At 71.3% G+C, this 20,473-nt stretch carries 17 protein-coding genes and 1 pseudogene; 10 read left to right on the forward strand and 8 right to left on the reverse strand.

What is annotated here, in order from left to right:
- Positions 1-344 (reverse strand): annotated as a pseudogene (locus AB0M83_RS33820) (fructosamine kinase); the annotation flags it as partial.
- A gap of 55 nt (positions 345-399) precedes the next feature.
- Here AB0M83_RS33820 and AB0M83_RS33825 point away from each other — a divergent pair.
- Entirely contained in the window at positions 400-756 is a 357-nt protein-coding gene (locus AB0M83_RS33825; protein WP_364523345.1) for an MmcQ/YjbR family DNA-binding protein, read from the forward strand.
- Here the strand turns inward: AB0M83_RS33825 and AB0M83_RS33830 are convergent.
- The 5 genes from AB0M83_RS33830 to AB0M83_RS33850 form a co-directional block, all read right to left on the reverse strand.
- The gene (locus AB0M83_RS33830) at positions 681-1,544 is read right to left on the reverse strand and encodes a GNAT family N-acetyltransferase (RefSeq protein ID WP_364523258.1); all 864 of its coding nucleotides are present in this window, start codon (positions 1,542-1,544) and stop codon (positions 681-683) included. The genes AB0M83_RS33825 and AB0M83_RS33830 overlap by 76 nt on opposite strands.
- Positions 1,545-1,600: 56 nt before the next feature.
- On the reverse strand, positions 1,601-3,673 hold the full coding sequence (locus AB0M83_RS33835) for a putative Ig domain-containing protein (protein WP_364523347.1): 2,073 nt from the start codon (positions 3,671-3,673) through the stop codon (positions 1,601-1,603).
- 107 nt (positions 3,674-3,780) lie between these two features.
- Positions 3,781-4,002, reverse strand: coding sequence for a hypothetical protein (locus AB0M83_RS33840; protein WP_285478150.1), 222 nt, complete (start codon positions 4,000-4,002; stop codon positions 3,781-3,783).
- 199 nt (positions 4,003-4,201) lie between these two features.
- Positions 4,202-5,773, reverse strand: a complete 1,572-nt coding sequence (locus AB0M83_RS33845; RefSeq protein ID WP_364523261.1) for an acyl-CoA synthetase — start codon at positions 5,771-5,773, stop codon at positions 4,202-4,204.
- 287 nt (positions 5,774-6,060) lie between these two features.
- Positions 6,061-6,651, reverse strand: coding sequence for a hypothetical protein (locus tag AB0M83_RS33850; RefSeq protein WP_364523263.1), 591 nt, complete (start codon positions 6,649-6,651; stop codon positions 6,061-6,063).
- Between the two features lie 56 nt (positions 6,652-6,707).
- Here AB0M83_RS33850 and AB0M83_RS33855 point away from each other — a divergent pair, with 56 nt between their 5' ends.
- Positions 6,708-7,073 carry a DUF488 family protein gene (locus AB0M83_RS33855; protein WP_364523265.1) on the forward strand — a complete coding sequence of 122 codons (366 nt, stop codon included), beginning with the start codon at positions 6,708-6,710 and terminating at the stop codon, positions 7,071-7,073.
- A 46-nt stretch (positions 7,074-7,119) separates the two neighbouring features.
- Here the strand turns inward: AB0M83_RS33855 and AB0M83_RS33860 are convergent, their stop codons facing one another.
- Both AB0M83_RS33860 and AB0M83_RS33865 read right to left on the reverse strand, forming a co-directional pair.
- Positions 7,120-9,513: a glycoside hydrolase family 2 TIM barrel-domain containing protein gene (locus AB0M83_RS33860; RefSeq protein WP_364523267.1), complete on the reverse strand. Its 2,394-nt coding sequence runs from the start codon at positions 9,511-9,513 to the stop codon at positions 7,120-7,122.
- Positions 9,514-9,595: 82 nt separating this feature from the next.
- Positions 9,596-10,630 carry a LacI family DNA-binding transcriptional regulator gene (locus tag AB0M83_RS33865; RefSeq protein ID WP_364523269.1) on the reverse strand — a complete coding sequence of 345 codons (1,035 nt, stop codon included), beginning with the start codon at positions 10,628-10,630 and terminating at the stop codon, positions 9,596-9,598.
- 150 nt (positions 10,631-10,780) lie between these two features.
- Between AB0M83_RS33865 and AB0M83_RS33870 the strand changes: the two genes are divergently transcribed.
- The 8 genes from AB0M83_RS33870 to AB0M83_RS33905 all read left to right on the forward strand — a co-directional run bounded on the left by AB0M83_RS33870 (position 10,781) and on the right by AB0M83_RS33905 (position 20,472).
- Positions 10,781-12,298: a sugar ABC transporter ATP-binding protein gene (locus tag AB0M83_RS33870; RefSeq protein WP_364523271.1), complete on the forward strand. Its 1,518-nt coding sequence runs from the start codon at positions 10,781-10,783 to the stop codon at positions 12,296-12,298.
- Entirely contained in the window at positions 12,295-13,350 is a 1,056-nt protein-coding gene (locus AB0M83_RS33875; RefSeq protein WP_364523273.1) for an ABC transporter permease, read from the forward strand. Before AB0M83_RS33870 ends, AB0M83_RS33875 begins: the two co-directional genes overlap by 4 nt.
- A complete protein-coding gene (locus AB0M83_RS33880; RefSeq protein ID WP_364523275.1) occupies positions 13,343-14,356 on the forward strand; it encodes an ABC transporter permease in 1,014 nt (337 codons plus the stop codon). The genes AB0M83_RS33875 and AB0M83_RS33880 overlap by 8 nt, the downstream gene beginning before the upstream one ends.
- Positions 14,357-14,361: 5 nt before the next feature.
- Complete coding sequence (gene rhaS, locus AB0M83_RS33885; protein ID WP_364523277.1) at positions 14,362-15,426, forward strand: rhamnose ABC transporter substrate-binding protein; 1,065 nt, start codon at positions 14,362-14,364, stop codon at positions 15,424-15,426.
- 65 nt (positions 15,427-15,491) lie between these two features.
- Positions 15,492-15,836 carry an L-rhamnose mutarotase gene (locus AB0M83_RS33890; RefSeq protein ID WP_364523279.1) on the forward strand — a complete coding sequence of 115 codons (345 nt, stop codon included), beginning with the start codon at positions 15,492-15,494 and terminating at the stop codon, positions 15,834-15,836.
- Positions 15,833-17,008 carry an L-rhamnose isomerase gene (gene rhaI, locus AB0M83_RS33895; protein WP_364523281.1) on the forward strand — a complete coding sequence of 392 codons (1,176 nt, stop codon included), beginning with the start codon at positions 15,833-15,835 and terminating at the stop codon, positions 17,006-17,008. Before AB0M83_RS33890 ends, rhaI begins: the two co-directional genes overlap by 4 nt.
- 2 nt (positions 17,009-17,010) lie before the next feature.
- The gene (locus tag AB0M83_RS33900; protein ID WP_364523283.1) at positions 17,011-19,041 is read left to right on the forward strand and encodes a bifunctional aldolase/short-chain dehydrogenase; all 2,031 of its coding nucleotides are present in this window, start codon (positions 17,011-17,013) and stop codon (positions 19,039-19,041) included.
- Between the two features lie 9 nt (positions 19,042-19,050).
- Positions 19,051-20,472, forward strand: coding sequence for an L-fucose/L-arabinose isomerase family protein (locus AB0M83_RS33905; protein ID WP_364523285.1), 1,422 nt, complete (start codon positions 19,051-19,053; stop codon positions 20,470-20,472).
- Position 20,473 lies beyond the last annotated feature (1 nt).

A 20,473-nucleotide genomic window follows, 5' to 3' on the forward strand; every position in this document is an offset into this window, starting at 1 on the left:
GCGCATCGAGGAGCTGAAGAAGCCGCCGGAGCGGCTCGAGGACCTCGACGAGCGGATGCAGCGGACGGTTGCCGTTCGGCCGCCGCGGCCGACGAACGCCCCTCCGGGATGCGGTCGATGACCAGCCAGTTCTCGTCGTGGCCGGCCACCGACGGCACCGGGACCGCCGCCGCCGAGGCCAGCCAGCGCAGGCCCGCCGCCTCGGCCGTGGTCGCCCCTGGAGCGTGCCCGCGCTTGAGCATGACGACGCGGCCGTCGTCGAGGACGGCTTCGCGGAGGTCGCCGGCCATCGGGCGGGACTCGGTGACGCTGTGCCCGGTGAGCCGGGCCACGGGCTCGGTCATGTCCCGCACGGTACCGGCGCGCTACGGTGGCTGTCGCAGACACAGGGGAGCGGCGGTGACGGTGCGGGTCGAGGAATTCGAACGGGTGCTCGGCGAACTGGCGGAGGTCGAGCGGTCCGAGGCGCGCGACTATTCGTCGTTCGGCGTGCGGGGCAAGCGGTTCGGCTACTTCTGGCCGCGGACGCGGACCGTCGGCCTGAAGCAGACGATCTCCGAACAGCTCGCCCTGGTGTCCGAACGGCCGGACGTCTTCGAGGTCCAGTTCACCGCCGGCGGCTTCGGCTGGGTCGTGGTGTACCTCGACGGCATCGACGCCGACGAGCTGGCCGAGCTCCTCTACGAGGCCTGGCGGCTGTCGGCGCCGGAGGAGCTCGTCGCGGAGGTCCCCTTCACCAGGATCGCCCGGGCGTAGAGCAGGTCGAACCCCTGCCGCTGCGCGTTCTGGTGCGACTTCGAACCCGGCTGCGTGGTGACGACGGCGACGTCGCACCCGGCTGCTGCGGCCGCCGCGAGCCGCGCCCGCAGCAGCGCGGTCTGCACACCCTGGCGACGGTGGGCGGGCACGGTCGCCGCGCCGGTGAACTGCGCGATCCCGTCGGTGACGCGGAAACTCGCGCCGCCCGCGAACTCGCCACCGCGCCATGCGGCGTACCGCGTCACCCCGGCCATGTCCGCCATCGCGTCGATGACGGTCTGCCGGGGGAAGTCTTCGTGGGACGGCAGGCCTTCGGTGTCGGCGACGGCGAACGCGTCGGCGACCTCGGACAGCCACCGGTCCAGTTCGTCGTCGCGGATGAGCCGGACGTCCTCCGGGACGTCGGCCTCCGTGACCCGGCGGCCGAGGACGTTCTCGAACGACTCCAGGCGGTATCCGCGCCCGGTCAGGAACGCGCCCAGCGCGGGGTCGGCGAGCTGGCACAGCTCGACCTGCGCCGGCGCGCCCAGCTCGGCGAACGCGGCTTCGACCTCGTCGAGAGCCGCCGCGTCCGGCACCGCGGAGAAGCCCAGCCCGGCGATCTTGTTGAACGGCGAGTCCGCCTCGGCGAAGCTCGCGACGCCGCCGGCGAGCGGCCGCGCGAACCCGATGGTGTCCCCGCGCCGCACGCGCGCGGCGTCGCTGCTTTCGGCGATCAGCCGCGCTTCGGCGCGTTCGATCCGCTCGGCCAGCGCGGTGCCGCAGAAAAGCCGTTCCCCGTCCATGCCCCCACAGTGGCGGACACGGACGGGGAACGAAACCCGATTATCAGCCCCCAGTGTCAGCCCTCGACACGATGCGACGCCCAGAACGACGTCAGGTCGGTCGACCCGGCCGCCGCCTGCGCCGCGGCCTTGAACTCGGCCGTCGTGGACACGCCGTACCAGTGCGACTGGGCGTACGACTTCAGCAGGTTCGCCATCGCCGTGTCGCCGATGGTCCGCCGCAGGTCGTGCAGCGTGCACTTGCCGTAGTTGTAGACCACCGTCGAGTACCGGGACGAATGCGCGTCCCAGTAGGCCATCGAGTTGGTCAGCTTCTCCGCGCTCGACTGCCACGTGATGCCGCAGCCGCTGCCGGTGACTCCGCGGTAGAGGTCGGTGGCGTAGTCGGTGAAGCTCTCGTCCAGCCACGGGGAGTTGTACTCGTCGTCGCCGACGATCCCGTAGAACCACTGGTGCGCCAGCTCGTGGGGGAGTGCCGTCGTGGACACGAGGTCGAGCACGAAGCCCGGGTACTCCATGCCGCCGAACCAGAAGTTGTTGTCCAGCACCACGTCCACCTCGCCGTACGGGTAGTCGCCGAAGCGGCCCGAGTGGACGTCGATCGAGTCGGCGGCCAGCGTCAGCATCTGGTTCGCGCTGCTCGTGGAGATCCCGCTGACCGAGTAGACGTTGACCCGCACGCCCTTGCCGGACGTCGTGGTGATCTTCGCGAACGGCCCGGCGGCCCACGCGAAGTCCCGCACCTTGTTCGCGACGGCGTGCGTGGTGGTCGTGGTGCCGCTGGTCGTCTCGGTCGACGAGCCGGTGGCCGGTGTCAGCAGCGACGTCGGGTGCACGAGGGTGACGTCGAAGTCGCCGATCACCGTGTAGAAGGACTCGCCGTTGTTGGTGTACGGGTCGAGGTGCCAGCCCGCGCCGTCTCGGACGGCCAGCACCGGCAGCGCGTTGCCGATCATGTTGTACGCGCCGTCGTGGCCGAACCGGTCCGCGCCGCTGGGCACGACGATGCTCAGGTCGAAGCCGACGGTCGCGGACTGGCCCTGGGCCAGCGGGCTCGGCAGCGTGACCTTCATGGCCGTGCAGTTCACGCTCAGCGCGGACGCCGTGCCGCCGGTGACGTTCGTGACCGTGATCGGCGTCGTCGGGCAGCTGCCGTGGTAGTTGTCCCAAAGCCGCAGGTAGACCTCGGGCAGCGCGGTCGCCGAGCCGTTGGTGAAGCTGACGCTTTGGTGCCCGGTCCACGTCGTGCCGGCCGCGTTCGAAGTCAGGTTGACCGTGTAGGCGGGGCTGATCGGCGTGCGCGTGGAGTCCGCGGGCGCGGCCGTGATCGTCCAGGCGAAGGTGGCGCTGCCGCTGTTGCCGGCCGGGTCCTTGGCCGTGACGGTCACCGAGGACGTCCCGGCGGTGGTCGGCGTGCCGGTGATCCGGCCGGAGCTCGCGCCGATCGCCAGCCCGGCGGGCAGGCCGGTCGCGGTCCAGGTCAGCGCGTCGCTCTGCGGGTCGGTGGCCTGGACCTGCAGCGACACGGCCTGGCCGGCGGCGCTCGACTGGGCGCCCGGCGAGGTGACGACCGGTGACTGCGGGTTGCTCGTCCCGGTCGTGGTCAGCGAAAAGTCGTCGAGGAGGAAGTTGGTCGCGAGGCTCGAGTCCTCGGTGCCGGTGATCTTGAGCGTGACGGTCTGCCCCAGGTAGCGCGACACGTCGACGGTGCGCTGGACGTACCCGGTGTTCTTGTCGAGGTTCGAGTAGCTCGCGAGGGTGTCGGAACCCGCCTGCACCACCAGCTTGTCGTAGGCGGTGCCGGTGGTCGTCTCCTTGGTGTCGACGTGCGCCCACCACGACAGCGACGCCGAAGCGCACCCGGCGGGGAGCGTCAGCACCTGGGAGAGGGTGTCGGTGTGCGTGCTGCCGTAGCCGTCCAGCCAGGCGTCCATCGTCCCGCCGTGCGCGGGCTCCGCCGTGGTGGCGGCGGAGATCACGCCACTGGTCTGGGTCCACGGCGCGGTACCGCTCTCGAACCCGCCGTTGCCGACGACCTGGTCACCGCAGACCGCGGCGGCTTCGGCCGGCGCGGCGACGACGACTGTGCCCAGCAGGCCGACAGCGGCACTGAGCGCAGCAGAAAGCACCCTCGATCTCATGGGGGGAGTCCTTTCCCGGCCCCGTCCGTCGGGGCCAGGAGAAAGCGTGCGCCGCCGCCGGGGCGGCAACAACCCGCCATGAGTCGGGTTCCGCGTCAGGCCTGCTGGAGCACGTTCAGCAGGATGAAGAGCAGCACGAGGGCGCCGACCACCGCGACCAGAGCCGACACCGCGGACCGGATCATCTCCCCGAACCCCTTGGCCGTGCGGGCCCGGTAGGCGGAGTAGTTCGAGCGTGCCTCGCGGGCGCTGTGGACGCGGCTGCCGACCAGCAGCCCCGCGGCCAGGGCGAGCAGAACGGCGAGGAAAACGGACACGGGAGATCCTTTCGGGGTTCGGGAACGAGGAACGGCCTCATTACTAGACCCGACGGACGTCGCGCGCCATGGCTTTTGGCCGATTCGTTTCCGGGCCGGTCGGCCCTGGTGGGACGCATGTCCCGCGTTCCTCGGAAGGCGGCGGCGCCGCCCCGACGGTATCCGCCGTCTTCCGTGTCACGCAAGGAGTTTTCGGTGGTCAGCCCTCGGTCGCGAGTCCTTTGTGCCGCTCCCGCAATTCGCGCTTGACGATCTTTCCGCTCGGATTCTTGGGAAGCCGGTCCGTGAACACGACGTACTTGGGGCATTTGTAACCGGCGAGGTGTACCTTTGCGTGGTCGATCACTTGCGCAGCGTCGAGAACGGCGCCGTCGCGCGGCACGACGACCGCGGTCACCGCTTCGATCCAGTGTGGATGACCGATCCCGAACACGGCGACTTCGGCAACACCGTCGAGCAGGTACAGCGCTTCTTCGACTTCGCGGCTCGCGACGTTCTCGCCGCCGGTCTTGATCATGTCCTTCTTGCGGTCCACGACGGACAGGTAGCCGTCTTCGTCGACGACACCGAGATCGCCGGAGTGGAACCAGCCGGCGCGGAACGCTTCGGCGGTCTTGGCTTCGTCGCGGTAGTAGCCGAGGGTGGCGTGCGGGCTCCGGTGCACGATCTCGCCGATCTCGCCCGGCGCCACGGGGTTGTCCTCGTCGTCGACGATCCGCGTTTCGACGTTGAGCGAAGGCCGCCCGGCCGAGCCGGCGCGGTCGAGCTGTTCGTGCGGGCGCAGGATCGTGGCCAGCGGCGCCATCTCGGTCTGGCCGTAGAAGTTCCACAGCTCGACTTCGGGCAGGCGCCGGCGCAGCTCGCGCAGCACCTCGACCGGCATCGCCGACGCGCCGTAGTACCCCTTCCGCAGGCTGGACAGGTCGGTCCGGTCGAAGTTTTCGTGGCGCAGCAAGGAGATCCAGACGGTGGGCGGGGCGAACAGTTTCGTCGCGCGTTCCCGCTCGACGGCGGCGAGCAGCGCGGCGGGGTCCGGGCCGGGCAGGATCACGCTGGTCGCGCCGAGGTAGACGTCGACGGAGAAGAAGCAGTCCAGCTGCGCGCAGTGGTACAGCGGCAGGGAGTGCACCTCGACGTCGTCGGCGCTCATGCCCCCGTCGATGACGCACGAGACGTACTGCGCGATGAGCGACCGGCTCGACAGCAGCACCCCCTTGGGGCGCGACTCGGTGCCGGAGGTGTACATGATCCGCAGCGGGTCGTCATCGGCGACGAGGACGTCGGGTGCGGTGCTGTCCCCTTCGGACAGCCAGGGGCCGATGTCCTCCGAGTCGCCGCCGCTGCTTTTCGGGATGCGGCCTTTGACCACGTCTCCTCGCTCGGCCAGTTCGAGGGCTTTGGCCGCGGTCGTCTCGAGGGCGTCCTCGGCGACGAACGCTTTGACTTCGGCGTGGCGGAGGATGTAGGCGATCTCGTCGGCACCGAGCATGAAGTTGACCGGCACGAGGAGGACACCGAGCTTGGCGGTGGCGAAGGCGAGGGCGCCGTACTGCCAGCAGTTGTGGCTCAGCAGGGCGAGCCGGTCACCTTTGCGGAGCCCCCGCGCGGCGAGCGCGCGGGCACAGCGGTTGGCGGCGGCCTCGAACTCGGCGAAGGTGAGCTTGACATCCCCGTCGACGATCGCGAGCTTGTCCGGCAGCCGCAGAGCGGTCCGGCGAAGCAGATCACCGAGCGAGTGCTGCCGGGCGCGGTCGACGAGGTCCTGATCCATCCCGGCAGTCTCGGCCGGGTCGGGGAAACTCGCAAGCTTCAGGCGCGCTCCAGCCAATCGGCGAGGGCGCGGCGGTGCGGCCTGTGGCGTTCGTCTTGCTCGTCGACTTCGGACGACTCGGGCCAGTCCACGAAGGCGAGCGGCGGGAGCCGGCCTGGGCTGGGCACCATCGCACCGTCGCGGTCAGCCGGGCGGTTACCCGAGGATGTGCGCCGCTCGTGTCTCGAGTGGGCGGCATCCCGGCAGTCTCGGCCGGGTCGGGGAAACTCGCAAGCTTCAAGCCGGGATCAGCGGGCGCTGTCGTCGATCTGCACGGGGTAGCCGGCGCGCAGGACGGCGATCGTGGCCGGTGGGGTCAGGACCGGGACGGTTCCTGCCTTGGGCAGCTGCTGCTTCCGGCCGTAGCCGCCGGTCGTCCACGTGGTCAGGTGCCCGTCGACGACGAGTTCCGGGTGGTTGCCGCGGAGTACGAAGACGCCGTCCGGGAGATCTGCCCAGCTCAGTTCGTGGAGCCGGCGGGCGTGGGTGCCGCGGAGCAGGCGTTCCGAGTGCAGCCGCCGGTTCATCTCCGTGGCCGAGGGCGTGCCGGGCCAGGCGTCGCGGTAGGCGGTGTACGCGGGGCGGCGGCACTCGGCGCAGGGCCGGTGCCCGGCGGCGAACGAGACGGCTTCGTCGTGGAAGTACAGGTGCGTGTAGCGGTTCGGCAGCCACTGCTCGCGCCACCTGCCGCCGAACGTGAGCGCGCAGGTGATCCACAGGTCGCCGCCGTGGAAGCGGACGATCTCGTGGCCCCGGTGCAGCACGCCCCGGTTGCCGGTCCACGCGCCGCGCAGCGGGATGTCGGCGATGTCACCGGCCGGCGTCACGCGGTTGCGCACCGGAGTCCTCGCTTTCCGGAGTGGCGGGGCACGCGGGCGCGCCGCAGAATGCGCGCATGCAGCCGACGGTCGTCCGGGTGGCGCGGCTGGCCGACCCGGCCGGGCCCGCCGACGGCGTCCGCGTGCTCGTCGAACGCCTGTGGCCGCGCGGGACCGCCCGCACGGCGGTGGTCCTGGACGGCTGGTACCGCGGGCTGGCGCCGTCCGACGAGCTGCGCACCTGGTACGGCCACGATCCCGGGCGGTTCGCGGAGTTCGCCGAGCGGTACCGCGCGGAGCTGCGCGAACCCGATCGGGCGGCGGCCTTGGAGCGGCTGCGCGCGCTGGCGGCGGGTGGGCCGCTGACGCTGCTGACGGCGAGCGGCTCGCCCCCGATCAGCCAGGCGGCGGTGCTGGCCGAGATCCTCGCCGGCGAGGGGTGACACCGGCCGCGATGGCTGCCGGCGAAGTTCTGCTCCAGCTGCCCAGTCACGACCGGGACCCGCCTTCCGAGCCACTCGCGGTCGTCGTCACCGTCGCGGTTGCCGTCCCCAGCGTGTCGTGGCGGGCGGTCAGCGTCAGCACCCCCGGCGGTCCCGCGAACGGCCGCAGCCACACCGCCGCCGCGCCACCCGTCGCGCCCAGATCCATCGTCGTCTCACCGACCAGCTCCGCAGGGCCGGTCAGCGCCAGCGACACCTTCCCGGTCGCGCCCGCGCGCAAGGTCCCGAAGCGGTCCGAAGCGGACACCACCACGCGAGTCGCGTCGCCGCCGTCGGCGCGCAGCTGCGGGTCGTCCGGGACGCACGCCAGCACGTCGTGGCTCCGATCGCCGCTGAACCGCCGGGACACCACCAGGCGGTCACCCACATAACCGTCGATGCGCAGCTGGGGACGCCGCCCGCGCGGCACCGTCAGGTCGGCGGCGAACGGTGGATACCGGAGGTGCGGGAACTCCGCGCGACGGCTGCGCGCCGAACCCACCGGCCGGTCGTCCAGGAACAGCTCGAGCCGGTCGCAGTTGGACCAGATCGTCGCGGCCCGCCCGGGTCCGGCCGGCGACGCGGTGAAGTCCCAGGCGAACCCGGGCTCGACGACCGCGCGCGCCCGGGGATCGCCCTGCGAGGCGTAGAACGCGGCCGCGGGCTTGGGGATCCGGAAGAAGTCCGAGACGCCGCAGAACTTCGACCCGCCCAGCGAGCGCTGCCAGCCCGACGGGTAGTCGAACGCGCACCACGCGAGCAGCCCGCAGTAGCGGTCGTCGGCGGCGGCCAGGTCGTGGGCCTTCGCGTGCAGCTCGGCTTGCAGCTGCTGGGCCGCGGCGGGGTCCGTCCGGCGGTAGGTGCGGGGGCCGGCGAGGGTGCCGATCGTCTCCGTGACCAGGTACGGGACTCCCGCGCGCGGCGGGCGCAGCTGAAAGGGCGCGCCTCGGCGGGCGGTGTAGTCGTTGTAGGCCAGGACCTCGACGTCGCTGCCGGCGAACCGCGCGCCCGTGGAGCTGGCCAGCGCGCCGCTCGTGGGCCGGGACGGGTCGAGCTTCCGCGCGAGCCGCCCGGTCCGGCCGTACATCGCCGTCGTGCCGTTGGCCTCGTTCACGCGGGTGCCCCACACGACGATGCTGGGGTGGTTGCGGTCGCGGATGATCATGCCCGAGACGTCCCGGAAGTTCTGCTGCTGCCAGGCGGCGTCCCCGATCCGGCCCCAGCCGGGGATCTCCTCCCACACCAGCAGGCCCAGCTCGTCGCACGCGTCGAGGAACGCGCTCGACTGCGGGTAGTGCGAGCAGCGGACCATCGTGCAGTTGAGCTCGCGCCGCAGGATCTCGGCGTCGCGACGCTGCACGCGGTCCGGCATCGCCCCGCCCGCGAACGGGTACCACTGGTGCCGGTTGAGGCCGAACAGCTTGAGCCGCCGGCCGTTGAGGAAGAAGCCGTCCGGCGTGAACGCGGCCTCGCGGAACCCGACCCGGACGACCTGCTGGTCGAGTGCCCGCGGCCCGGACCGGACGCTCACCACGACGTCGCAGAGCGCCGGGTCCTCGACGTCCCACAGCCGGACCGCGCCCAGCCCGCCGACGTCGAACTCGACGGTCTTCGTGCCGACCGGCATCGGCGCGACACCGGTGCTGCCGCGCGCGATCTCCCGGCCGGCTTGCCGCACGGACGCGGTCACCTGCAGCGGCTCCCCGATTGCGACCGTCGTGTCCAGTTCGCAGGTCAGGTGCAGCGACCGAGCGGGACCGAGGACGTCGACCGGGCGGGCGAAGACGTCGGCGAGCCGGGTGCGTGGCACGGTGCCGATCGAGGCCGGCCGGTAGATCCCGGCCGGCTGGTAGAAGTCGATCGCCGAAGGACCCGCCGTGCTCGGCAGGTTGGGCGGGACGTCGAGCTGCCAGCGCCCGTCGACGACCACGGCGAGCACGTTGTCGCCCACCGTCACCTGCGGCAGCTCGACCTCGAAGGGCAGGTAGCCGCCTTCGTGGGTCGCGACGAGCGCGCCGTTCAGGTACACCGACGCGTTCGTCATGACACCGTCGAAGCGGGCTCGCACGCGTTCGGCCGTCATCGCCGCGGTCACGGTGAAGTGCTTGCGGTAGATCCACCGGTCCTGCCACGACGACGGCGGCCAGCCGGTCCACGAAAGCGGCGTCACGCAGTGGGGGAGCTGCACCGGCGAGAGGTCGACCTCGTCGAAACCGAGGTCCGCGCACCCATCCTCGTAGCGCCCGAACAACCAGAAATCGCCCAGCCGCACGGCATCCGGATCCGGCTCGCCGAGCCCGGCCGACCCGGCGACGGTGCCGACGGCGGCCACCCCGAGCAGCGCGGCCCCGCTCGCGGCGAGGAACCCGCGCCGCGACACGCGCGGCTTCTCCTCGGCCATCGACGACCTCCGTGCTCGGTGTCCCACCCCGGGGAATCGCTCCCGACGGCTAAGACGTCACAAGCGAGCGAAGGGTTGGCTCTCAGCGCAGAGTCGAAGCCCGGACCACCAGCTCGGGGGTGAAGACGACCTGCCGGTGCTCGTGGCCCGGCTCGGACTCGGCCAGCAGCAGCTCCGCCGCCGTGCGGCCCAGGCGCCGCCGGGGCTGGCGGACCGACGTCAGCGGGACCGCGGCCGCCGCCGCGAACTCGATGTCGTCGTAGCCCACGATCGCCATGTCCCGGGGGACGTTCATGCGCAGGTTCGCGCACGTCTGCAGCAGGCCGAGCGCCACCAGGTCGTTGGCGCAGAACGCCGCGGTCGGCCGGACCGACGCCGGCAGCCCGGCCAGCCGTTCACCCGCACCGCGGCCGTCGGCCACGGTCAGGGCCGTCGTCGTGAGGTCGACCAGGTGATCGGGGCCGAGCCCGGCCGCGCGAAGGGCCCGCAACGCGCCCAGCCGCCGGTCGCGGACCTGGCCGACCGTCGTGTGGTTGCCGATGAACGCGATGCGGTCGTGGCCCTGCTCGATCAGGTGCCGCACGGCGATCTCGCCGCCGTAGACGTCGTCGACCGCGACCGAGCAGTGCGCGGTTCCGCCGGGCGTGCGGTCGACGACCACCACCGGCGTCCCGCGGCGCGCGATCTCGCCCAGCAGCGGGGCGTCCGGGTCGACCGGCGTGATGAGGATGCCCTGCACCCGCTGCTGTTCGAGGCGGCCGAGGTAAGCCTCCTCTCGCGCGGACTGGTGGGCGCTGTTGCAGAGGAACAGCGAGAGATCGCCGGCGTCGGCGGCGTCTTCCATGCCGGCCGCGACGTCGGTGAAGAACGGGTTGCTGCCGTCGAGCATCACGTACGCGAGGACGCGGCTGCGCCCGGCCCGCAGCTGGCGCGCGGATTCGTTGCGCACGAACCGGAGCTCGGCCATCGCGGTCTCGACCTTGGCGCGCGTGGCGGGGCTGACGCGGTCGGGCCGGTTGAGCACGTTGGACACCGTGCCGAGGGAGACGCCCGCGGCGGCTGCGACGTCCTTCATGCCGGCCGCTCTCGGCTCGGCACCGGACTCCTGGACCGTCATGGGACCCCCTCATTGAAACGTAACATCGCCACGAACAGTCCGGCCGTGAAGACGTTGGGCCACGGTTCGATGGATTCATTGACTTGCTCTTCGCTCGCATAGTAGCGTCACCGCACCAGATTTGTGAAACCTTTCAATCCGGAGGTCGCGATGACGCGGCAGGACTCGGACCGGCCGCCTCTGCTGGAGGTGCGCGGCGTGACGAAGTCGTTCGGCGCCGTCGCGGCGGTCGCCGGGGTGAGCTTCGGCCTGCACCCCGGCGAAGCCCACGCGCTCGTCGGTGAGAACGGTGCCGGCAAGTCCACGATCGTGAAGATGCTCGCCGGGGTGCACAAGCCCGACGACGGCACGCTGCTGCTGGACGGGCGCCCGGTGGAATTCGGTTCGCCGGCCGACGCCAAGGCCGCCGGCATCGCGGTGATCTACCAGGAACCGACGTTGTTCCCGGATCTTTCGGTCGCGGAGAACATCGTGATGGGCCGCCACCCGCGCAAGAGCCTCGGCCGCATCGACCGGGCCGCGATCCGCGCCGAAGCCGACCGGCTGTTCACCCGGCTCGGCGTCCGGATCGACCCGGCCCGCCCGGCCCGCGGGCTGTCGATCGCGGACCAGCAGATCGTGGAGATCGCCAAGGCGCTCAGCGCGGACGCCCGCGTGCTGGTCATGGACGAGCCGACCGCCGCGCTGAGCCGCGTGGAGGTCGAGCGGCTGTTCACGGTCGCGCGGACGCTGCGCGAAGAAGGTGCGGCGATCATGTTCATCTCGCACCGCTTCGAGGAGATCACCGAGCTGTGCCAGCGCGTGACGATCATGCGCGACGGCAAGCACGTCTCCACCGACCTCGTCGCCGACGTCAAGGTCGACGAGATGGTGAAGCGCATGGTCGGCCGGGATCTGGACGCGCTGTTCCCCAAGCAGGACGTCGAACCCGGCGCGGTGGTCCTCGAGGTCGAGGGCCTGGCGCGCGAAGGCGTCTTCCGCGACATCTCCTTCTCCGTGCGCGCGGGGGAGATCGTCGCGTTCGCCGGGCTCGTCGGCTCCGGCCGCTCCGAGGTCGTCCAGGCCGTGTTCGGAGTGGACGAACGCGACGCCGGAACCGTGCGGGTGAACGGGAAGAAGCTCAAGGCGCACTCGTCGCGGGCCGCGATGAACGCCGGGATGGCGCTGGTCCCCGAGGACCGGCGTCAGCAGGGCCTGATCATGGACCTGTCGATCGAACGCAACGTGACACTGCCGCGCTCCGGCGCGCTCGCGAACTTCGGGTTCCTGAGCGGCGCGAGCGAACGGCAGGAGGCGCGGCGCTGGACCGAGCGGCTGCGCACCAAGTACCGCCGCCTCGGTGACCCCGTCGGCACGCTTTCGGGCGGCAACCAGCAGAAGGTCGTCCTGGCGAAGTGGCTGGCGATGGCACCGAAGGTGCTGATCGTGGACGAACCGACCCGCGGCATCGACGTCGGCACGAAGGCCGAGGTGCACCGGCTGATGTCGGCGCTCGCGGCCGAAGGCGTCGCCGTCGTCATGGTGTCGTCCGAACTGCCGGAGGTGCTGGGGATGGCCGACCGCGTGCTGGTGATGCGGGAGGGGCGGATCGTCGCCGAGATCCCGCGCGCCGAAGCCACCGAAGACTCGGTCATGTTCGCCGCGATGGGACAGGGGGCCGCCGCGTGAACGCGACCAAGGTGGCCGCGCCGCCGCGGGAATCGCCGGTGGACCGGCGGTCCTGGACCGCGAACGTCTTCAAGGCCCGCGAATCCGGCATCGTCCTCGCCCTGATCGTCCTGGTCGTGTTCACCGCGACGCAGAACTCCCGGTTCCTGTCCGGCCAGAGCATCCGCGACATCCTGCTCGGCACGGCGATCCTCGCGGTGCTGGCCGTCGGGCAGGCGGTCGTGATCATCACCCGCAACATCGACCTGTCGGTGGGGTCCGTGCTGGGGCTGTCGGCGTTCGCCGTCGGCTCGCTGATGCGGGACAACCCGGGCCTTCCGGTGCTCGTCGCGCTGCTCGCCGGCCTCGCCGTCGGCGCGGTCTGCGGGCTGCTCAACGGGGTGCTCGTCCGGTACGGGCAGGTGCCGGCGCTGGTCGTCACCCTCGGCACGCTCTACGCCTTCCGCGGGGTCAGCTTCTTCTGGGCCGGTGGCCAGCAGATCAACGCCGACAAGCTGCCGGCGTCCTTCCTGGACTTCGGCACGGCGTCGGTGCTGGGGATCCCGTGGCTGGTGCTGATCGCGCTGGTCGTGCTGGTGATCGCGGGGATCGTGCTGCGCAGCTACCGCGCCGGCCGCGAGCTGTACGCGATGGGCTCGAGCCCGCAGGCGGCCCAGCTCGCGGGCATCAAGGTCGGCCGCAACACCAGCGCCGCGTTCCTGGTCAGCGGCGCGCTCGCGGGCCTGGCCGGGGTGCTGTTCGCCGCGCGGTTCGGCACCGTCGACGCCGCCGCGGGCACCGGCTACGAGCTGAACGTCGTCGCCGCGGCCGTCGTCGGCGGGGTCGCGGTGTTCGGCGGCAGCGGCTCGGTCTGGGGCGCCGGCCTCGGCGCGCTCCTGCTGACGGTCATCGGCAGCGCCCTGGCCGTGCTCGACATCAACCAGTTCTGGCAGCAGGCGATCGTCGGCGCGCTGATCCTGCTGGCGATCGGCGCCGACCGGCTGGTCGCCGTCCGGATTGAGAGAACACTGCGAAGGCGCTCAGGAACGCAGGAGAGGGATTCCCATGTCTGACCCCGGGAACCGGTTCGGCCGGCTGTTCAGCTGGGACGCCGCCGTCGTGCTCGTGACGGTCGTCGTGGTGCTGGTGGCCTCCGGCGCCGTCGAGAACTTCGGCACCAGCCGCAACTTCACCTTCCTGCTGCTCGACCTGCTGCCGATCGCGCTGATCGCGCTGCCGATGACGTTCATCATCGTCACCGGCGAGATCGACCTGTCGGTGGCGAGCACGCTCGGGCTGACGTCCGCGGTGATGGGTTCGCTGTGGGACGCGGGCCTGTCGATCGAGACGATCATCCCGCTCTGCATCCTGCTGGGCGCGGTGCTCGGTGCGGTCAACGGCTTCTTCGTCACCGTCCTGAAACTGCCCGCCCTCGCCGTCACGATCGGCACCCTCGCCTTGTACCGCGGCCTGGCCTTCGTGGTGCTCGGTGACGGCGCCGTGGCCGACTTCCCGCGGGCCTACACGGGCTGGGTCACCGGGACCATCGGCGACGGCCCGATCCCGAACGTGCTGATCCCGCTGATCGTGGTGGCGGCGCTGTTCGGCCTCGTGCTGCACGCGACGCCGATCGGCCGCAGCGTCTTCGCGGCCGGCGCGGGCGAACAGGCGGCGCGGTTCGCCGGGATCCGCACCGGGCGGCTCAAGTTCTGGCTCTACGTCGTGAGCGGCGCGGTGGCCGGGATCGCCGGGGTGCTGTGGACGCTGCGTTATTCCAGCGCCCGCGCCGACAACGGCTTCGGCCTCGAACTGGCCGTCGTGGCCGCCGTGCTGCTCGGCGGCGTGTCCATCTTCGGCGGCAAGGGCACGCTCCCGGGCGTGCTCGCCGGAGTGGTCCTGCTGGCGTCGCTGCAGAACGCGCTGCGTCTGCAGGATGTTTCGAACGAAGCCCTCAACATCGTGACCGGCGTGCTGCTCATCGTGTCGGTCCTGCTGCCCAACATCGTGTCCTCGGCCCGCACGGCACTCCGGCGCCGGCACCGAGCGGCCACTCCCAGCGCGGTATCCCCAGAAAGGTGACAAAGATGTCCCGACGGTTCCTCACCGGCGCAGTGTCGGCCGGGCTGGTGCTCGTGCTGGCCGCCTGCAGCGGCACGACGAAGAACGACGACAGCGGGGGGTCCGGCGCCCAGCAGCCGACCGCCGCGGCGAACCCGAACGCCGCGGCCAAGGAAGGCGTCAAGATGGCCTTCCTGCCCAAACAGCTCAACAACCCCTACAGCGACATCGAGGTCAGCGGCGGGAAGGAGGCCCTCGGCGAGCTGAAGGGCGAGTACAAGCTCGTCGGGCCGAACGACGCCAGCGCGTCGTCGCAGGTCAGCTACATCAACACGCTGATCCAGCAGCAGCAGGACGTCATCGGCATCGCCGCGAACGACCCGAACGCCGTGTGCCCGTCGCTCAACCAGGCCCGCAGCGCCGGCATCAAGGTCGTCGCGTTCGACTCCGACGCCGCCAAGGACTGCCGCGACGTCTTCATCAACCAGGCCACCACCCAGGGCATCGGCGAGGCGCTGGCCAAGCAGGCCAAGGACCTTTCCGGCGGGTCCGGCGAGATCGCGGTCCTGTCCGCGACGCCGAACGCCACCAACCAGAACGCCTGGATCGAGGTCCTGAAGAAGGAGCTGGCCAAGCCGGAGTACGCGAACATCAAGCTGGACAAGGTCGCCTACGGCAACGACGACGACCAGAAGTCGTTCCAGGAGGCCCAGGGCCTGCTGCAGTCGTTCCCGAACCTCAAGGTGATCGTCTCGCCGACCACGGTCGGCATCGCGGCCGCCGCGCGCTACGTCAGCTCGTCGAGCTACAAGGGCAAGGTCGCGGTGACCGGGCTCGGCACGCCGAACCAGATGCGCGCCTTCGTCAAGGACGGCACCGTGAAGCAGTTCGCGCTGTGGAACCCGGCCGACATCGGCTACCTCGCCGCCTACGCGGGCGTCGCGCTCAAGTCCGGCCAGATCTCGGGCAAGGAAGGCGAGACGTTCAAGGCGGGCAAGCTCGGCGACTACAAGATCGGCGCGAGCGGTGAGATCGTCCTCGGCCCGCCGACGACGTTCGACGCGAACAACATCGACAAGTTCAACTTCTGATGAGTCCCCGCGGCCGGGCCGGATCGCCGCCCCGGCCCGGCCGCGGGATCCACAAAGGATGGCCAGTGCCCCGATATTGCTTCTGCCTGCAGGTGAAGCCGGACCGGAAAGCCGAGTACGCGCGGCGGCACCGCGCGGTGTGGCCCGAGATGCGGCAGGCCCTGCTCGACACCGGCTGGCGCAACTACTCGCTCTTCCTGCGTGACGACGGCCTCCTGATCGGGTACGTCGAAGCCGACGACCTCGACGCCGCGCAGGCGGCCATGGCGGAGACCGAGGTCAACGCCCGCTGGCAGGCGGAGATGGCGGAGTTCTTCACCGGTCTCGACGGCGGCCCGCCCGACGAAGGTTTTCAGCTCCTGGACGAGGTCTTCCACCTCGAACCCTCCACCGTCGCGGAAGGACAGTGATCGCCGTGGGCGACTTGACGGCCGTGAAACAGGCCCTGCGGGCCCAGCGCATCGAGACGCCGTCGTGGGCGTACGCGAACTCGGGCACCCGGTTCAAGGTGTTCCCGCAACCCGGTGTCCCGCGGACACCCGAAGAGAAGATCGCCGACGCCGCGACCGTGCACCGGTTCACCGGGGTCGCCCCGAGCGTCGCGCTCCACATCCCGTGGGACCGCGTCGACGACTACGGCGCCCTGACCGCGTACGCGCGTGAGCAGGGCGTCGAGATCGGCGCGATCAACACCAACGTGTTCCAGGACGAGGACTACAAGCTCGGCTCGGTCACCAACCCGGACGCCGGCATCCGCCGCAAGGCCACCGACCACCTCCTCGAGGCCATCTCCATCATGGACGCGACGGGCTCGCGCGACCTCAAGCTGTGGTTCTCCGACGGCATCAACTACCCGGGCCAGGACGACATCCGCGACCGCCAGGACCGGCTGGCCGCGGCGCTTCGCGAAGCGTACGACCGGCTGGGCCCGGACCAGCGGATGCTGCTGGAGTACAAGCTCTTCGAGCCCGCCTTCTACGCCACCGACGTCCCCGACTGGGGCACGTCCTATGCGCACTGCATCGAGCTGGGGGAGCGGGCGACGGTGTGCATCGACACCGGCCACCACGCCCCGGGCACGAACATCGAGTTCATCGTGGCGTTCCTGCTGCGGGCCGGGAAGCTCGGCGCGTTCGACTTCAACTCGCGCTTCTACGCCGACGACGACCTGATGGTCGGGGCGGCGGACCCGTTCCAGCTGTTCCGGATCATGTACGAGATCGTCCGCGGCGAGGCGCTCGACCCGTCCTACGGGATCGCGTTCATGCTCGACCAGTGCCACAACATCGAGGCCAAGATCCCGGCGATCATCCGTTCGGTGATGAACGTCCAGGAGGCCACGGCCAAGGCGCTGCTCGTCGACCGGCCCGCGTTGCGCGTGGCCCAGCAGGCGGGGGACGTGCTCGGCGCGAACGCGGTGCTGATGGACGCCTACAACACCGACGTCCGGCCGCTGCTGGCCGAGCTGCGCGAGGACGCCGGGCTCGACCCGGACCCCGTCGCGGCTTACCACCGCAGCGGGTACCAGGAGAAGATCGTGGCCGAGCGCGCCGGTGGCACGCAGGCCGGATGGGGAGCATGACGATGACCGTGCCGGAGCAGCTCATCGCGCGCAGCAACGCGCTCGGAGCCGACCCGCGCAACACCAACTACGCCGGCGGCAACACCTCCGCCAAGGGCGACGTCACCGACCCGGTGACCGGCGCCCCCACGGAGGTCCTGTGGGTCAAGGGCTCCGGCGGCGACCTCGGCACGCTCACGGAGGCCGGGCTCGCGGTGCTGCGGCTCGACCGGCTGCGGTCCCTGGTGGACGTCTACCCGGGCGTCGAGCGTGAAGACGAGATGGTCGCCGCGTTCGACTACTGCCTGCACGGGCGGGGCGGCGCGGCGCCGTCGATCGACACCGCGATGCACGGCCTGGTCGAGGCTCCGCACGTCGACCACCTGCACCCGGACTCCGGCATCGCCCTGGCCACCGCGGCCGACGGCGCGGCGCTGACGAAGGAGTGCTTCGGCGACCGCGTCGCGTGGGTGGACTGGCGGCGGCCCGGGTTCCAGCTGGGCCTGGACATCGCCGCCGTGAAGAAGGCGAACCCGCAGGCGATCGGCGTCATCCTCGGCGGGCACGGCATCACGGCGTGGGGTGCGACCTCCGAAGAGTGCGAGCGGAACTCCCTCGACATCATCCGCACCGCGGAGAAGTTCCTGGCCGAGCGCGGGGTCGCCGAGCCGTTCGGGCCGGTCGTGCCCGGGTTCGAAGCGCTTCCCGAAACCGAGCGCCACGCGCGTGCGGCGGCGTTGGCGCCGGTGGTCCGCGGGCTGGCCTCGACCGACCAGCGCGTCGTGGGGCATTACACCGACAGCGACGTCGTGCTGGAATTCCTCTCGCGGGAGAAGCTGGCGCCGTTGGCCGCGCTGGGGACGTCGTGCCCGGACCACTTCCTGCGCACCAAGGTGCGTCCGCTGGTCGTGGACCTCCCGGCGACTGCGCCCCTCGAGGACGTCGTCACGCGGCTGAAGGAACTGCACGGCGAGTACCGCGACGCCTACCGCGCCTACTACGAGCGGCACGCCGTCGCCGATTCGCCGGCGATGCGTGGCGCCGACCCGGCGATCGTGCTCGTCCCCGGGGTCGGGATGTTCTCCTTCGGCAAGGACAAGCAGACCGCGCGGGTGGCGGGCGAGTTCTACGTCAACGCCATCAACGTGATGCGGGGAGCGGAGGCGGTTTCCTCCTACGCGCCGATCCCCGAGAGCGAGAAGTTCCGGATCGAGTACTGGGCCCTCGAAGAGGCCAAGCTGCGGCGGATGCCGAAGCCCAAGCCCCTGGCCGGGCGGATCGCCCTGGTGACCGGGGCGGCGTCGGGCATCGGCAAGGCCATCGCGCAGCGGCTCGCCGCCGAGGGGGCCTGCGTCGCCATCGCCGACCTGAACGCCTCGGCCGCCGCGGAGACGGCGTCGGAGATCGGGAACGCGGACCAGGCCATCGCGGTCACCGCCGACGTCACCGACGCCGCCGCGGTCCAGGCCGCGATCGACGCGACCGTGCTGGCCTTCGGCGGGATCGACCTGGTCGTCAACAACGCCGGGCTGTCGATCTCGAAGCCGCTGCTGGAGACCACCGAACGCGACTGGGACCTGCAGCACGACGTGATGGCCAAGGGCTCGTTCCTGGTCGCCCGGGCGGCGGCGAAGGCGATGATCGACCAGGGCATCGGCGGCGACGTCGTGTACATCTCGTCGAAGAACTCGGTGTTCGCCGGCCCGAACAACGTCGCCTACGGCGCGGCCAAGGCCGACCAGGCCCACCAGGTCCGCCTGCTGGCGGCCGAGCTCGGCGGGCACGGCATCCGCGTCAACGGCGTCAACCCGGACGGCGTCGTCCAGGGCTCCGGCATCTTCGCCGGTGGCTGGGGCGCCCAGCGCGCCGCCGTCTACGGCGTCGAGGAGTCGAAGCTCGGCGAGTTCTACGCCCAGCGGACCATCCTCAAGCGCGAGGTGCTGCCCGAGCACGTCGCGGCCGCGGTGTTCGCGTTGACCGGCGGCGACCTCACCCACACCACCGGCCTGCACGTGCCGGTGGACGCCGGGGTGGCCGCCGCGTTCCTGCGTTAAGGAGGATCGATGACCCTCGATCGCATCACCCCGCGCAAGACCCGCGTCGGCCTCGTCTCGGGCGGGCTCGGCGCGTACTGGCCGCAGTTTCCCTCGCTGTTGCCGCAGCTGGAGGCCTCGGCGCGGCGCGTCGCTGCCCGACTGTCCGAAATGGACTGCGAGGTGGTCGACGCCGGGTTCGTCTCGGACGCGGTCGAAGGCGCCGCCGCGGCCGAGAAGCTCCGGGTGGCCGGGTGCGACCTGATCGTCGGGTTCCTCACGACGTACCTGACCTCCAGCATGCTGGCGCCGGTCGCGCAGCGCTCGGGCGCGCCGGTGCTGCTGCTGAACCTGCAGCCGACCGAGGCGATGGACCACGAGTCCTTCGACACCGGCGCGTGGCTGGCCTACTGCGGGGCCTGCCCGCTGCCGGAGATGGCCAACGCGTTCCGCCGCGTGGGCGTCGAGTTCCGGTCGGTGTCGGGGTACCTCGAGGATGCCCGGGCGTGGGCGCGGATCGAGCGGTGGATCAAGGCGGCCGGCGTCCGGGCGGCGCTGCGGCACGGGCGCCACGGCCTGCTCGGGCACCTCTACCCGGGCATGATGGACGTCTCCACCGACCCGACCCTGGTGTCCGGCCAGCTCGGCGGGCACGTCGAGATCCTGGAGATCGACGACCTGCGGGTGCGGGTGGAGAAGGTCACCGACGACGAGACTGCGGCGCGCGTCGCCCTGGCGCGTGAAGTGTTCACTGTGGACTCATCGGTGGTCGATGAAGACTTCGCCTGGGGCGCGCGGGTTTCGGTTGCGTTGGACCGGCTGGTTTCGGACTTCGCGCTCGACTCGCTGGCCTACTACCACCGGGGTCTCGACGGCGAGACGCACGAGCGCGTCGGCGCCGGGTTCATCCTCGGCGCGTCCCTGCTCACCGCGCGCGGCATCCCGGCGGTCGGCGAGTACGAGCTGCGGACGTCCCTGGCGATGCTGGTCATGGACCGGCTCGGCGCGGGCGGCTCGTTCACCGAACTCCAGGCGCTGAACTTCCGGGACAACGTGGTCGAGATGGGCCACGACGGCCCGGCGCACCTCGGCATCAGCGCCCGCAAGCCGCTGCTGCGCGGCCTCGGCGTCTACCACGGCAAGCGCGGCTGGGGCGTGTCGGTCGAGTTCGACGTCAAGCACGGGCCGGTGACCCTGTGCGGGCTCGGGCAGCGGCGCGACGGGACGTTCTCGCTCATCGCGTCCGAGGGCACGGTCGTGCCCGGGCCGCTGCTGCGGATCGGCAACACGACGTCCCGCGTCGACTTCGGGTGCGACCCGGGGGAGTGGACCGACGCGTGGTCGGCCAGCGGGATCGCCCACCACTGGGCGCTCGGCACCGGCCACCGGGTCGCCGAGCTGACGGCCGTCGCGGACCTGCTCGGGCTGGAGCTGACCGTGGTGAACCCGTGAG

The organism is Amycolatopsis sp. NPDC051106 (assembly GCF_040682775.1).
GTDB lineage: Bacteria > Actinomycetota > Actinomycetes > Mycobacteriales > Pseudonocardiaceae > Amycolatopsis.